At 39.6% G+C, this 12,946-nt stretch carries 12 protein-coding genes and 1 riboswitch; of the genes, 5 read left to right on the top strand and 7 right to left on the bottom strand.

Annotated features, from left to right (window positions below; all coding sequences use genetic code 11):
* Nucleotides 1-93: 93 nt before the first annotated feature.
* A complete protein-coding gene (gene acnA, locus ACIQXV_RS09015) occupies nt 94-2,799 on the bottom strand; it encodes an aconitate hydratase AcnA (protein WP_402957998.1) in 2,706 nt (901 codons plus the stop codon).
* 331 nt (nt 2,800-3,130) lie between these two features.
* Here acnA and sspO point away from each other — a divergent pair, with 331 nt between their 5' ends.
* Nucleotides 3,131-3,283: a small acid-soluble spore protein O gene (sspO, locus tag ACIQXV_RS09010; protein WP_402957996.1), complete on the top strand. Its 153-nt coding sequence runs from the start codon at nt 3,131-3,133 to the stop codon at nt 3,281-3,283.
* A 32-nt stretch (nt 3,284-3,315) separates the two neighbouring features.
* Here sspO and ACIQXV_RS09005 read toward each other — a convergent pair whose 3' ends face one another.
* Entirely contained in the window at nt 3,316-3,585 is a 270-nt protein-coding gene (locus ACIQXV_RS09005) for a hypothetical protein (protein ID WP_402957994.1), read from the bottom strand.
* Nucleotides 3,586-3,700: 115 nt separating this feature from the next.
* Here ACIQXV_RS09005 and ACIQXV_RS09000 point away from each other — a divergent pair, with 115 nt between their 5' ends.
* Nucleotides 3,701-3,838 carry a small acid-soluble spore protein P gene (locus ACIQXV_RS09000; protein ID WP_024026873.1) on the top strand — a complete coding sequence of 46 codons (138 nt, stop codon included), beginning with the start codon at nt 3,701-3,703 and terminating at the stop codon, nt 3,836-3,838.
* A gap of 227 nt (nt 3,839-4,065) precedes the next feature.
* Here ACIQXV_RS09000 and selA read toward each other — a convergent pair whose 3' ends face one another.
* The gene (selA, locus tag ACIQXV_RS08995; RefSeq protein WP_402957992.1) at nt 4,066-5,481 is read right to left on the bottom strand and encodes an L-seryl-tRNA(Sec) selenium transferase; all 1,416 of its coding nucleotides are present in this window, start codon (nt 5,479-5,481) and stop codon (nt 4,066-4,068) included.
* Nucleotides 5,482-5,584: 103 nt separating this feature from the next.
* Here selA and ACIQXV_RS08990 point away from each other — a divergent pair, with 103 nt between their 5' ends.
* Nucleotides 5,585-5,983 carry an Hsp20/alpha crystallin family protein gene (locus ACIQXV_RS08990; protein WP_402957990.1) on the top strand — a complete coding sequence of 133 codons (399 nt, stop codon included), beginning with the start codon at nt 5,585-5,587 and terminating at the stop codon, nt 5,981-5,983.
* 93 nt (nt 5,984-6,076) lie between these two features.
* Here the strand turns inward: ACIQXV_RS08990 and ACIQXV_RS08985 are convergent, their stop codons facing one another.
* A complete protein-coding gene (locus ACIQXV_RS08985) occupies nt 6,077-6,316 on the bottom strand; it encodes an Rdx family protein (protein ID WP_402957989.1) in 240 nt (79 codons plus the stop codon).
* 140 nt (nt 6,317-6,456) lie between these two features.
* On the opposite strand from ACIQXV_RS08985, the gene selD reads away from it, so the two are divergent.
* Nucleotides 6,457-7,512: a selenide, water dikinase SelD gene (selD, locus tag ACIQXV_RS08980; protein WP_402957987.1), complete on the top strand. Its 1,056-nt coding sequence runs from the start codon at nt 6,457-6,459 to the stop codon at nt 7,510-7,512.
* A 127-nt stretch (nt 7,513-7,639) separates the two neighbouring features.
* Here selD and ACIQXV_RS08975 read toward each other — a convergent pair whose 3' ends face one another.
* Together ACIQXV_RS08975 and ACIQXV_RS08970 are read right to left on the bottom strand one after the other, a co-directional pair.
* Nucleotides 7,640-8,584 (bottom strand): L-threonine 3-dehydrogenase, encoded by a 945-nt coding sequence (locus ACIQXV_RS08975; protein ID WP_402957986.1) that lies wholly within the window; start codon nt 8,582-8,584, stop codon nt 7,640-7,642.
* 69 nt (nt 8,585-8,653) lie between these two features.
* Nucleotides 8,654-9,844, bottom strand: coding sequence for a glycine C-acetyltransferase (locus tag ACIQXV_RS08970; protein ID WP_402957984.1), 1,191 nt, complete (start codon nt 9,842-9,844; stop codon nt 8,654-8,656).
* Nucleotides 9,845-10,135: 291 nt separating this feature from the next.
* Between ACIQXV_RS08970 and ACIQXV_RS08965 the strand changes: the two genes are divergently transcribed.
* Nucleotides 10,136-11,484 (top strand): IS3 family transposase gene (locus ACIQXV_RS08965; RefSeq protein ID WP_402957982.1). Its coding sequence is split into 2 segments (ribosomal slippage): nt 10,136-10,580 and nt 10,580-11,484, totalling 1,350 coding nucleotides; the frame shifts between segments, so codons are not numbered across the junction.
* Nucleotides 11,485-11,550: 66 nt separating this feature from the next.
* On the opposite strand, the gene ACIQXV_RS08960 is transcribed toward ACIQXV_RS08965, so the two are convergent.
* Nucleotides 11,551-12,549, bottom strand: a complete 999-nt coding sequence (locus tag ACIQXV_RS08960; protein WP_402957980.1) for an NAD(P)H-dependent flavin oxidoreductase — start codon at nt 12,547-12,549, stop codon at nt 11,551-11,553.
* A 211-nt stretch (nt 12,550-12,760) separates the two neighbouring features.
* Nucleotides 12,761-12,862: riboswitch (purine riboswitch) on the top strand.
* The last annotated feature ends 84 nt before the right edge of the window (nt 12,863-12,946 follow it).

The raw sequence follows: 12,946 nt of genomic DNA, 5'->3' as shown, positions 1-12,946 counted from the left end.
TTGATATTCATATTTTATTAAAGAATCATGTAAATTGTCAATCAGTTTCTATAAAAAACACCATGCCAGAAGTGACATGGTGTTTAAAGCTCATTATCCTTGTAATTTTTCACGAAGAACCATTTGCAGGATTCCGCCGTGACGGTAGTAATCAATTTCAACTTCAGAGTCGAAACGAACAAGTACTTCGAATTCTTTCTTGTTACCAGCTTCGTCTGTAGCTGTTACTTTTAGAAGATCACGTGGTTTTACCTTTTCATCTACTTGAACGTCAATAGTTTCTTTACCAGTTAAACCAAGTGTTTCAGCATTTTCGCCTTCTTTAAATTGAAGTGGAAGCACACCCATTAACACAAGGTTAGAACGGTGAATACGTTCAAAGCTTTCAGCAAGAACTGTTTTGATGCCAAGAAGGTTTGTACCTTTAGCAGCCCAGTCACGTGAAGAACCCATTCCGTAATCTTTACCGGCAAGAACAATCAAGCCAGTGCCGTTTTCTTTGTACTTCATACAAGCATCGTAGATAGAAGTAACTTCGCCAGTTGGCCAGTAAGTTGTGACGCCACCTTCTGTACCTGGTGCGATTTGGTTACGAATACGAATGTTGGCAAATGTTCCACGCATCATGACTTCATGGTTTCCACGGCGTGATCCGTAAGAATTGAAGTCGCGAGGCTGAACGCCTTTTTCAAGCAAGTATTTACCGGCTGGTGTATTTTTACCAATTGCTCCTGCTGGTGAAATATGGTCAGTTGTAACTGAGTCACCAAACTTACCTACAACACGTAATCCTGTTAACGGTTCTACTTCACCTGGTTCTGGTGATAAACCTTCAAAGAATGGTGGATTTGCAATGTAGGTTGAATCTTCATCCCAAGTATAAAGTGGCTCATTGCTAGTTTGGATTTCGTTCCAACGCTCGTTGTCACCGAACACGTTCTCGTATTCTCTACGGAATAATTCAGGTGTAACCGTGCGTTTAACAACATCATTTACCGCTGCAGTAGATGGCCAGATATCCTTGAAAAAGACATCATTGCCGTCTTTATCTTTACCAATTGCTTCTGTAGCAAAATCGATGTTTACTGTACCAGCAAGTGCGTATGCCACAACAAGTGGTGGTGAAGCAAGATAGTTCGCTTTTACAAGCGGATGAATACGTCCTTCAAAGTTACGGTTACCTGAAAGGACAGACGTAACTAAAAGATCGTTTTCCGCAATTGTTTTTTCAATTTCTTCTTTTAATGGACCGGAGTTACCGATACATGTTGTACAGCCATAACCAACAAGGTTGAAGCCGATTTGCTCAAGGTATGGAAGTAATCCGGAATCACGAAGGTATCCAGTTACAACCTTTGAACCAGGGGCTAAAGAAGTTTTAACAAACTTAGGAACTTCCATTCCAAGTTCAACCGCTTTTTTCGCAACAAGCCCTGCACCCACTAAAACATATGGGTTTGAAGTGTTTGTACAGCTTGTGATCGATGCGATCGCTACTGCACCTGTTTTAATGTCCGTTTCGTCGCCATTTTGGAATTTAACCGTAGCTGATTTTTCAAGCTCATCAGCTTGTAAACCGAAGCCTTGGTTTCCTTGTGGTGCAGAAACAGCATTTACGAACTCTTGTTTCATTTTTGAAAGAGGAATTAAATCTTGTGGACGTTTAGGTCCAGAAAGATTTGCCTCAATTTCAGTAAGGTCAATTTCGATTACATCAGTGTAAACCGGTTCAAATGATGGATCGAAGAATAGTCCGTTTGCTTTGCAATATTCTTCTACAACCTTAACTTGCTCTTCATCACGGCCTGTTAAGCGCATATATGCTAGTGATTCATCATCAATTGGGAAGAAACCACATGTCGCACCGTATTCAGGGGCCATGTTGGCAATCGTTGCACGGTCAGCAAGTGGTAATGAAGAAACACCCGCACCAAAATATTCAACAAATTTACCTACAACACCATGTTTACGAAGAACTTGTGTTACTTTAAGGGCAAGGTCTGTTGCCGTTGCACCGTTTGGAAGTTCCCCATTTAATCTAACTCCAACTACTTCTGGAACTGGGAAATAAGAAGGCTGACCAAGCATACCTGCTTCTGCTTCAATACCGCCTACGCCCCATCCAAGAACACCAAGACCGTTGATCATGGTCGTGTGGGAATCAGTACCAACTAATGTATCTGGATATGCTTCTAATTCACCGTCAGTTTCAGCAACATGGACAACATCCGCTAAATACTCAAGGTTAACTTGGTGAACAATACCAGTTGCAGGTGGAACCGCACGGTAGTTGTTAAAAGATTTCTGTGCCCAGCTTAAGAACTGGTAACGCTCTGCATTGCGTTCGAATTCATAATCCATATTGATTCGTAAAGAATCAGCTGTTCCATATGCATCAACTTGTACGGAGTGGTCAATAACTAGGTCAACCGTTTTCTCCGGATTGATTTTGTCAGGGTCGCCGCCAAGGTCTGCCATTGCTTTTCTTAAAGAAGCCAGGTCAACAACTGCCGGAACACCCGTAAAGTCTTGCAAGATAACACGAGCCGGTTTAAATGGAACATCCACTTCTTTCAACTCATCTGTTCCCCATTTTGATAAGTTTTCAACATGCTCTTTTGTGATTACACGGCCATCATATTGGCGAAGTACAGATTCAAGTAAGACCTTTACAGAATATGGCAATTTGGATACCTTGCCAATACCTGCCTCTTCAAGTGCGCTTAATCGGTAATAGTGGTAGCGTTTACCGTTTGCTTCAAAGGAAGCACGTGCGTTAAATACATCGTTTTTTACCATGTGTAAAAAACCCCCTTCATTCGTCATAATAAAACAAAATAAACGAAAAGTCGAAAAGTTTGAATTTTCCCATCCAGTATAACTTTTCTCACAATTCTAATCTTAATACAACCTTTTACATAAGTAAATAACAAGAAAGTTATTGTGATTGATAAGTTTTTCTTATGTTTTTTATGTAATTTGTTCGGAATATTGTGAAAATCGCATTAACACTAGAATGGAATTGGATTTGGGAAAATACTCATCTTCTTTATTATTATCTCAAAAAACTTTTTCATTGTCATTTTTCAAGATATAAAGGAAATAGTAACAGTATTGGGAGGTGAATGAAGTGGTCAAACGAAAGTCTAATCATGTAATTCCGGGAATGAATTCTGCTAAATCCCAAGGAAAAGGCGCTGGTTTCAACGAGGAATTGGCAAGGGAACCGGAATTAACCGCTATGGAGAGAATGAACAATAAAAAGAGGAAGAAGAATCAGTAAAAACAGGAAGGGGATCTCCCCTCCTGCTTTTTTTATTCTGTTTGATTCACTTCCGAAACGATATTTTGTAAATCCTGTTGGAACTGTTCTAATTGCGCTCTTTGAGTTTCTGATGCGACTTCAAGAGCATTTTCTATTTGCTGATACGCTTCATTTACTTCGTTCTTTAAATGCTTCAGTTGATGTCCATAACTGGCACTGTCACTTACGATTGTCTCGAAAAGCCCTTGAGCTTCCTCATAACCTTGTTGTGCCGCTTGAAATGCCTGTTGCTTGTCCTTGTTGTAAGGAAATTTTTGCATAATTCTTTCTCACTCCTTCATTTTGTTTACCCATTAAATTGCACAGAATGCGAAAAAATATTCGGGCATAAAAAGATGCATTCATTGCATCCTAATTGATGAGGAGGGATGAAAAATGAACAAAAACGATGGTAAAGATATGCGGAAAAATGCGCCTAAGCAGTCCGGCCAGCCAGAACCACTTAGCGGTTCACATAAGGTGAAGAATCGCAACCATACCCGGGCAAAACACAATTCCCATCATGATATGTAATAAGAAAAGCGTAAGCGCCCTCGTCAGCGGCGTATGGCCTGGAGCGCTCCAACTGAGATAAAGGAAACACGAAGTGCCGAAGGCGATTCGATGTTGACTTATCGTAGGGCGGAGAGCGAAGGACACTAGCTGCTAGGGTACTGGAGCTAGACAATTCTCAAAGCCGAAACCTAAAATACTCATTATTTCAAAATGCTCCAGCCCTAATACTGGCTGGAGCGGATTAATTATGATTTACTTACGGTAATTAAAGCTTCGAGCAAAATATCTTCCTCTTCTGGAGTAACGGTTCTAAGATCAAGTATAAATTCTTCTTTTTGGATACGTGCAATGATAGCTGGTTTCGATTCTGTTCGAAGTTTTCTAGCAAGCTGTTCTGCAGAAAGTGAATCATGTTTTAGGGCTATGACCATCGTCGGGAGCACGACATCAGGCATCGTTCCCCCGCCCACTTGGCTTTCATCGTGAAAAATTTTTGCATGAAAGCCGTTTGTCCTTTGTAACAACTTTGTAACAAATACCTTCGATCTTTCGTCTAATTCATTAACAGAAACTAACAAATCACGAATGACCGGTATATTTTTCATGGCATTTTCGCCGCGGGCATAGTCAATTAACGTTCCTTCGAGTGCAGCTAACGTCATCTTATCAACCCGAACAACTCTTGCTAGCTGGTGTTTTTTTAATCGGTCAATAATTTCTTTTTTTCCGGCAATAATCCCTGCCTGTGGGCCGCCAAGGAGCTTATCTCCACTAAAGGTCACCACATCTGCCCCTAATTCGATGATCTCTTTCACGATCGGTTCGTCACCAATTCCATGCTTCCGGAAATCATATAGTGCACCACTGCCTAGATCCTCATAAAAAATGACATCATCCAATTTTTTTGTAAAATTAATAAGTTCTTCCGTTTCAACAGATTTTGTAAACCCCACAACCTTAAAGTTACTTGTATGGACCTTCATAACCATCGCTGTTTCAGGAGAAACGGCATTCTCGTAATCGTATAGATGTGTCTTATTGGTTGTCCCTACTTCTTTCAGTGTGGCTCCACTTTCCTCCATGATGGAGGAGATGCGAAAGGAGCCGCCGATTTCAACAAGCTGTCCTCTCGAAACAATAACCTCTTTATTTTTTGCCAATGCCCTTAAAACAAGATAAACGGCAGAAGCATTGTTATTGACGACCATCGCTGCCTCAGCACCGGTAATTTCTTTAAGCAGCCCTTCCACATGACTATGGCGCGAGCCGCGTTCTCCTTCTGTTAATTTATATTCAAGATTTGAATAATTTCTTGCGGTTTCAACCACATGATCAATCGCGTTCTCGCTTAATCTTGCCCTGCCAAGATTCGTATGTAAAATAGTGCCCGTAGCATTGATTACTTTTTCAATCGTAAAGGAAAATTGTTTATTTACTTTCGTTTTTAGAGTTCTAAACAACCCATCAATAAACTGGTTAGAACCCGGCATGGCTCCATGCCATTGGTTATTTAGGATGGATTCCCTAACTTGCTCAAGGATTTCTTTTAATTGTTTTGTAAGCTGTGAATGATCAAGCTGACACTCGTTAAGAAGATTAAAAAATTCATCATGATTTTGAAGCTCATGGACGGCTGGAATTGAACGTAACCATTCTTTCACGAAAAAAACTCCTTCTCTTATCCTACTTATGCCCTATTATACCATAGGAGTTTCACATTTTTGGACGGAATGAATAAAATGAACCGAGCAAGGGGGATCGGAAATGATAAAAAAGAAACAGCAACAAATTCAATCCTTTGATTTTGATTTAGTGGAAAAATGGCTGGAAAACTATTTTCTAGACCCACTTACTTCGTACTATGATCAGACTCAATTCCAAATCGATCTTTATGAGACAGAAAAGGAATGGATTGTCGAAGCGATTTTAAGCGAATTTGAAGCATCGGAAATAAAGGTATATATAGAAGAAAAAAAATTAAGGATTTCTGCATTAAGGTATCCCCCTTCAGCGAATCATCACAAAAAGAGTCGTGTGATTGAATTTCCATTTTACATCACGAGACAAGAAGTTACCGCGACGTTTACAAATGGCATATTAGAGGTTTTTATTTCAAAGACAGAAAAAGGTTCATGTAAGAACAGATTTATTACCCTGCCTTAAGTTTAAGTGTGAGGGATTTTTTTAACTGAGTTAACATAATAACATTATCAGAAATTTATAAACCCTCATATCCAAACGGTATGAGGGTTAGCTTTATTTTGACTCGATGATTTTAATCATTTCTACTGTATCTGGAAACATACCTGTATCAAGCTTCGAATAAATCTTTTCTCCATTGACCGTTACTTCGAAAGCACCGCCCGAACTAGGGATAAGTTCTAGCTTTTGAATGTTTCGATAAAAATGGTTAAACAGTTCCTCCGCGAAACTCGCGGCTTTTGGTGCATAGTTTCATTGCATGCAAAATTCAACAACCACATGGTAATTCTTCATACTTTCAACCTCCAAAACGTGACATTCCTACATCAAGATAGTAAAAATATCTTATCCTATCCCCTATTGTAACGCAATTGTTCTGCACGATTAGTGCGGTTTTATTTTTAAAGAGTTATACTATAAAAATGGAGGTGGACATGTTGAGTGAACAAGAAAAAATACGCCTAACCTCATTATCCACAAAAGCTGGTTGAGGCTGCAAAATTGGTCCAGAGGACCTGGCGCAAGTTTTGCGTCTATTACCAAAACAAGAACCTGTTCCCGAATTACTAGTGGGACTTGATACATCTGATGATGCAGGGGTATATCGATTAACGGACTCGATTGCACTGATTCAGACGGTTGACTACTTTACACCAATTGTTGATGACCCATATATGTTTGGACAAATAACGGCCGCAAATGCCTTAAGTGATGTCTACGCAATGGGGGGAGAACCGAAAACCGTATTAAATATTGTCGGTTACCCAATTAAAAAGCTGGGCGCAGAAATGCTCTCTGAAATACTAAGAGGTGCTGCTGATAAAGTAAAGGAAGCGGGCGCAATTACAGTCGGTGGTCATTCGATTGATGATCAAGAACCTAAGTTTGGACTTTCGGTTACAGGCATTGTTCACCCTGATAAGGTATGGAAAAATGTCGGGGCAAAACCTGGTGATTTACTTGTTTTGACCAAACCAATCGGTGTCGGTATCCTGACCACAGGGATAAAAAGAAGCGTGGTAACCCCTCAGCAAGAACAAGTGGTTACCGAAACAATGGCCATGCTAAATAAAACTGCTGCAGAAGTGTTAATGAACTATCAGCCACATTCCGTAACCGATGTAACCGGATTTGGCTTACTTGGGCATGGAAGTGAAATGGCACGCGGTAGTGATGTTAGTTTCGAGGTTTCATTCAGTCAAGTTCCTCTACTTGAAGGGGCAATTGAATTAGCGAAAGACGGCGTCGTTCCTGGAGGATCCAAGTCCAATCATAAATGGTTACTAGATGACGTCGTTTACGAAGATATTCTTCCTGAAGAACAGCTTGTCCTTTGTGATGCGATTACTTCTGGCGGTCTTCTCGTTTCAATTCGTGAAGAAGATGCTGCGGAATATGTCGATAAGCTCAAGTCAAAGGGTTTAACTCAAGCAGCCATTATTGGCAGGGTTACGGATAAAAAAGATAAACTTATTGTGGTTAAACGATAACAGCGGGGCTTTTATGAGCTTCGCTGTTTTTTTAGCAATTATTGAAAAAAGCCAAAACTCGATTAAAATTAGCCATTAGTATTTAAAAAGAAAAATCCTGAACCGTTTTGGTCCAGGATTCCCGTAATTATAGTTTCTGTCGCAGCTTCTCAAGCATTTCCTTCGTCATTCTGTCTAGATCATACTCAGCTTTAAAGCCCCATTCCGCTTTTGCAGCCGAAGCATCAATCGAATTCGGCCAGCTATCAGCAATACTTTGACGTGCCGGGTCAACATCATAAGAAATCTCGAAGCCTGGGGCATACTTGGCAATACTTGCAGCAATTTCTTCCGGCGCAAAACTCATCGCTGTAACATTAAAGGAATTGCGATGAATCAATTTTGATGCGCCGGCTTCCATTAAATCAATAATGGCATGTAGGGCATCCGGCATATACATCATATCCATATATGTTCCCTTATCGATATAGGATGTATATTTCCCGTTTTTAACAGCTTCATAATAGATCTCGACTGCATAATCAGTTGTTCCGCCGCCAGGAAGAGCCACATAGGAAATCAAGCCAGGGAATCGTAATCCCCGTGTGTCGACACCAAATTTGTGATAATAGTAATCAGCAAGCAGCTCACCTGCAACCTTATTAACACCATACATTGTGGTTGGCCGCATAATCGTATCCTGCGGTGTCATATCCTTTGGCGTTGAGGGACCAAAGGCACCAATAGAGCTTGGAGTGAAAAATTGGGCATTAAGTTCTCTTGCTGTTTCAAGGGCATTCATCAGCCCGCCCATATTTAAGTTCCAGGCGAAAACAGGCTTTGCTTCTGCTGTAGCAGACAAGAGTGCAGCTAAATGCATCACCGTATCGACCTTATATTTTTTAGCAGTTTCAATCATTTTATTTAAATCGGTAACATCTACCGTTTCAAAAGGACCACTTTGGGCAGCCTCACTGTCATTTTTTTTGATATCTGTCGCAATAACGTTATCCGCACCATAGATTTCGCGAAGCCTTAATGTTAATTCTGAACCAATTTGTCCTAATGCACCTGTGATTAAAATACGCTTCATCGTCGTTTCTCCGTCCTCTTCATTCATGCTGAATAAATCTGTTTACTTAAAGTTACGCTCCATTGTTGTCTAAATTACGCCCATTTCTTTCCCAACTTTTTCATAAATAGAAATAGCTTGATCAAGCATGTCTTTTGTATGGGCAGCAGTTGGCATATTACGTACGCGTCCAGTCCCTTTTGGAACTGTTGGGAACACAATTGCCTTTGCGTAAACCCCTTCTTCATTAAGGCGTTTACTAAATTGCTGTGTCAGTGACTCGTCCCCAATAATACATGGCGTAATCGGAGTTTCACTGTTTCCGATATTAAAGCCCAATTCTTTTAGGCCCTTTTTCAAGTAGTTGCCATTTTCCCATAGTTTTTTGTTTAATTCAGTACTCTCCATTAAAATTTCAATGGACTTTTTGCTTGCAGCCACATCTGCAGGGGTTAACGATGTCGAAAAAAGGAATGGACGGCTGCGTACTTTTAGCCAATCTATTAAGTTTTTCTTCCCGGCGACATAACCCCCAACGACTCCAATTGCTTTTGATAGCGTGCCAATTTGAAAATCAATTTTATCAGAAAGTCCGAAATGCTTGACTGTTCCTGCACCATCACCAAGGACACCGGACCCATGTGCATCATCAACATAAGTTATAAGGTCAAACTCCTCGGCGATTTTGACGATTTCAGGTAATAACGCAATATCCCCATCCATCGAAAATACACCGTCAGTAATAACCATGATCTTATTATAAAGGCCAGACTCTTTTGCCTCTTTTGCTTTTGCACGTAAGTCCTCCATGTCAGAGTGATTAACACGGATAATTTTTGCCTTTGACAGCCTGCAGCCATCAATAATGGAGGCATGGTTTAATTCATCAGATAAAATCGCGTCATTTTTGTCCATGACAGCAGAAATAGCTGCCATGTTACAATTAAATCCAGATTGGTAAGCGATTGCCGCTTCTGTATATTTAAATTCAGCTAATTTTTCTTCTAATTCAACGTGAAGCTTTAACGTCCCATTGATGGTACGAACCGCACCAGCTCCAACACCAAATTTTTCAATTGCGTCAGCAGCGGCTTTTTTTAGACGTTCATCTGTTGCCAATCCTAAATAGTTGTTGGAAGAAAGATTTATGAGTTCTTTGCCGTTAATCGTAATGACTGGTCCATTCGGGCTTTCGAGCGGATCAATGACATTGTATAAACCTTTTCCTCTTAAATCTTCAAGATTTTCATTTAAAAATTGCTCCAAAATGTTACTAGACATATTTCATTCCCCTTTCGTTATTAAAACACATTTGTCCGTCTCCAGTGGACATGGTGTAACTTATCAAACTGTGGTATGTATGGATTTCTACCATATACTTTATCATACTTTTTTGTGTTTGTTCACTACTAGCGGACAAATATTTTAAATTCCTTTTTAGTCTACCCAGATTAAATTTAAGTTATTTCTATATCTTTCTCATAAAACGTTTAAAAACAGCAAAAAAGAACCGATTCATGAACTGCACCCCAATTGTTAGACACCACTTAACAATTGGAGGTGCAGTTTTTTATGACCAAATATTCTTTAGAAACAAAATTAGCAGCTGTTATTGCTTACCTTGACGGTATAGAATCCTTTAAAGACATAGCTCATAAACACAATGTAAATATGACTATGTTAAAAAAATGGGTATCTAAATTTCGTGAACATGGATTGGCGGCATTTCAAAAAACATATACATTTTACTCAGTGGCGTTTAAAATGGACGTACTTAATTATATAAACGAGATGGGAGCGTCCATCGAAGAGGCTGCTTTAGCATTTAACATTCCTGCCTCTACTACTGTTGCGAATTGGAAGTATTTATTTGAAACACAGGGGATTGACGCTCTTCAACCAAAGGCAAAGGGGCGTCCATCCATGAACAAAAAATCTAAAAAAAACCAACCAATAGAAGGTTCACAAGAAGCATTACTAGAAGAAATTGAACGCTTACGTATGGAGAATGCCTATTTAAAAAAGTTGAATGCCTTAGTTCAAGAAAAGGAAAGATTACAGAACAAGACAAAGCGAACGTAATCTATGATCTAAGGCATGAATTTAAAGTAATTAACTTAGTCAAAATGGCTGGTATTCCACGCAGTACCTATTATTATTGGGTAAAACAGATGAATCGCCCGGATAAATATAACGAGGTGAAGGAACTTATCCAACAGATTTTTGATGAGCACCATGGTCGTTATGGCTATCGTCGTATCACTTTGGAATTACGTAATCGTGGCTTAAAACTTAATCATAAAACTGTCCACCGCCTAATGAAGGAAATGGGGTTAAAATGTCTTGTCCGTATGAAAAAGTATCGTTCATACCGTGGAAAAGTAGGTAAAATTGCCCCAAATCTTTTAGAGCGTGACTTTCAAGCAACGAAGCCTAATGAGAAGTGGGTAACTGATGTAACGGAATTTCATTTACATGGGGAAAAACTATATTTGTCACCAGTCCTCGACCTTTATAACGGAGAAATCATTGCATATAATGTTGAAAAACGTCCAGTTTACCCACTTGTTTCAAAGATGTTGGACAAGGCTTTTAAGAGATTAAAAGATTGCGATACCCCCATTCTTCACTCCGATCAGGGCTGGCATTATCAGATGAAGCAGTATCAACATGCATTGAAAGAACATGGAATTACACAAAGCATGTCTCGTAAAGGGAATTGTTTAGATAACGCAGTAATGGAGAATTTCTTTGGCTTATTAAAGAGTGAACTACTTTATCTCGAAGAATTTAACAGTATGGAGCATTTCAAACAAGAATTAGAGAAGTATATTCACTATTACAATCACAAACGAATAAAGGCAAAATTAAAAGGCATGAGTCCGGTTCAATACCGTACTCATGCCCAGGAAGCTGCCTAAAATTCGTGTCTAACTTTTTGGGTTCAGATCATCATGGAATTGGTTCCTTTTTAAAAAATGTTATTTTTAATTAATCTTAAGTGTACTTAATTTTCCTGCATTTCGATTGACAGTGTGGAGTGCCTCTTGGTATTCAGCTTCTAAGCGGATAATGATATCTGCCGCCGATTCAATCCGGTCAATTGCTCCAACCCCATGACCAGCGGACCAGATATCCCGCCAGGCCTTTGCATTTGTTTCCCTTTGCATATCATCAAAGTTAACCTGATCCTTCTTGACTAATTGCTCCGGATCAAGGCCGGCTTTTTTAATACTTGGTTTTAGCATATTTGCGCTTACACCAGAGAATGCATCCGTTAAAATGATATCTTCCTGTGTGGCTTTGACCAGCATTTCACGATATTCATCATTTGCCATACTTTCTGTCGCCACAATAAATCGTGTACCCATGTAAGCAAGGTCTGCTCCAGCAGCTTGAGCAGCTAATATGCCCTTTCCAGTTGAAATAGAACCCGCAAGAACAATAATCCCATCCCAAAAAGTTCGCACCATATCAACAAATGCAAAGCTATTAATTTGCCCAGCATGTCCACCGGCACCACTTGCTACTAAAATCAGACCATCGACACCTGCTTCTGCAGCTTTCTTCGCAAATTTCAAATCACTGACATCAGAGAAAACAAGGCCCCCATATTCATGAACAATTTCGACTACAAGCTTTGGGCTTCCCAAAGATGTAATGACTAGCTGCGGTTTATGTTTCTTAATTAAGGCTAATTCATCTTGCAGCCGGCTATATGAGCTATGTACCACCATATTCATCGCCCATGGAGCAATTTTTCGGTCAGGATTGTTAGCACGTGCCTCCTCCAGCTCTTCATTCAATTGTCCCATCCATTGATCAAGAACCTCGATGGGTCTGGCATTTGGAGCCGGAAATGATCCAATCACGCCATTCAAACAGCAATTTTTAACAATCTCGGTGCCTGACACCAAAAACATTGGTGCTGAAATGACCGGTAACCTAAGTTGATTCCACCAGTTTTCAGGGATTGACTTTTTCATAACATCCACCTTTTCATTTTGAATTTTCAGAATTAAAATACTTACTTTAATAGTACCTGAAACTGAATGGCTATTCAATCTTTGTTTTTGGCCGCTAATAATAAATTGGAAGCGTTTTTAAAAGGCGAATGATGTTAATGATTTTTATTATATCGTTCGCCTATTTTAAAAAAAGGGTTGAATTACACATATACCGTGTTATAATTTGAACATAAATTTATAAGGCATCGCTCATATAATCGCAGGGATATGGCCTGCAAGTTTCTACCGGATTACCGTAAATAATCTGACTATGGGTGGGTAATGAGAGAAAAACGCATTTTTATTTTGTGCTTTTTCTTTTTCCGTTTGGACATAAAGCCCAAAGGTCATTGCCTCACTCAATTTCTGATGTGAG

The organism is Neobacillus sp. NPDC097160 (assembly GCF_044762155.1).
GTDB lineage: Bacteria > Bacillota > Bacilli > Bacillales > Cytobacillaceae > Neobacillus.
The sequence above is the reverse complement of the archived record's forward strand: the minus strand, read 5'-3'. Positions and strand labels throughout refer to the sequence as shown.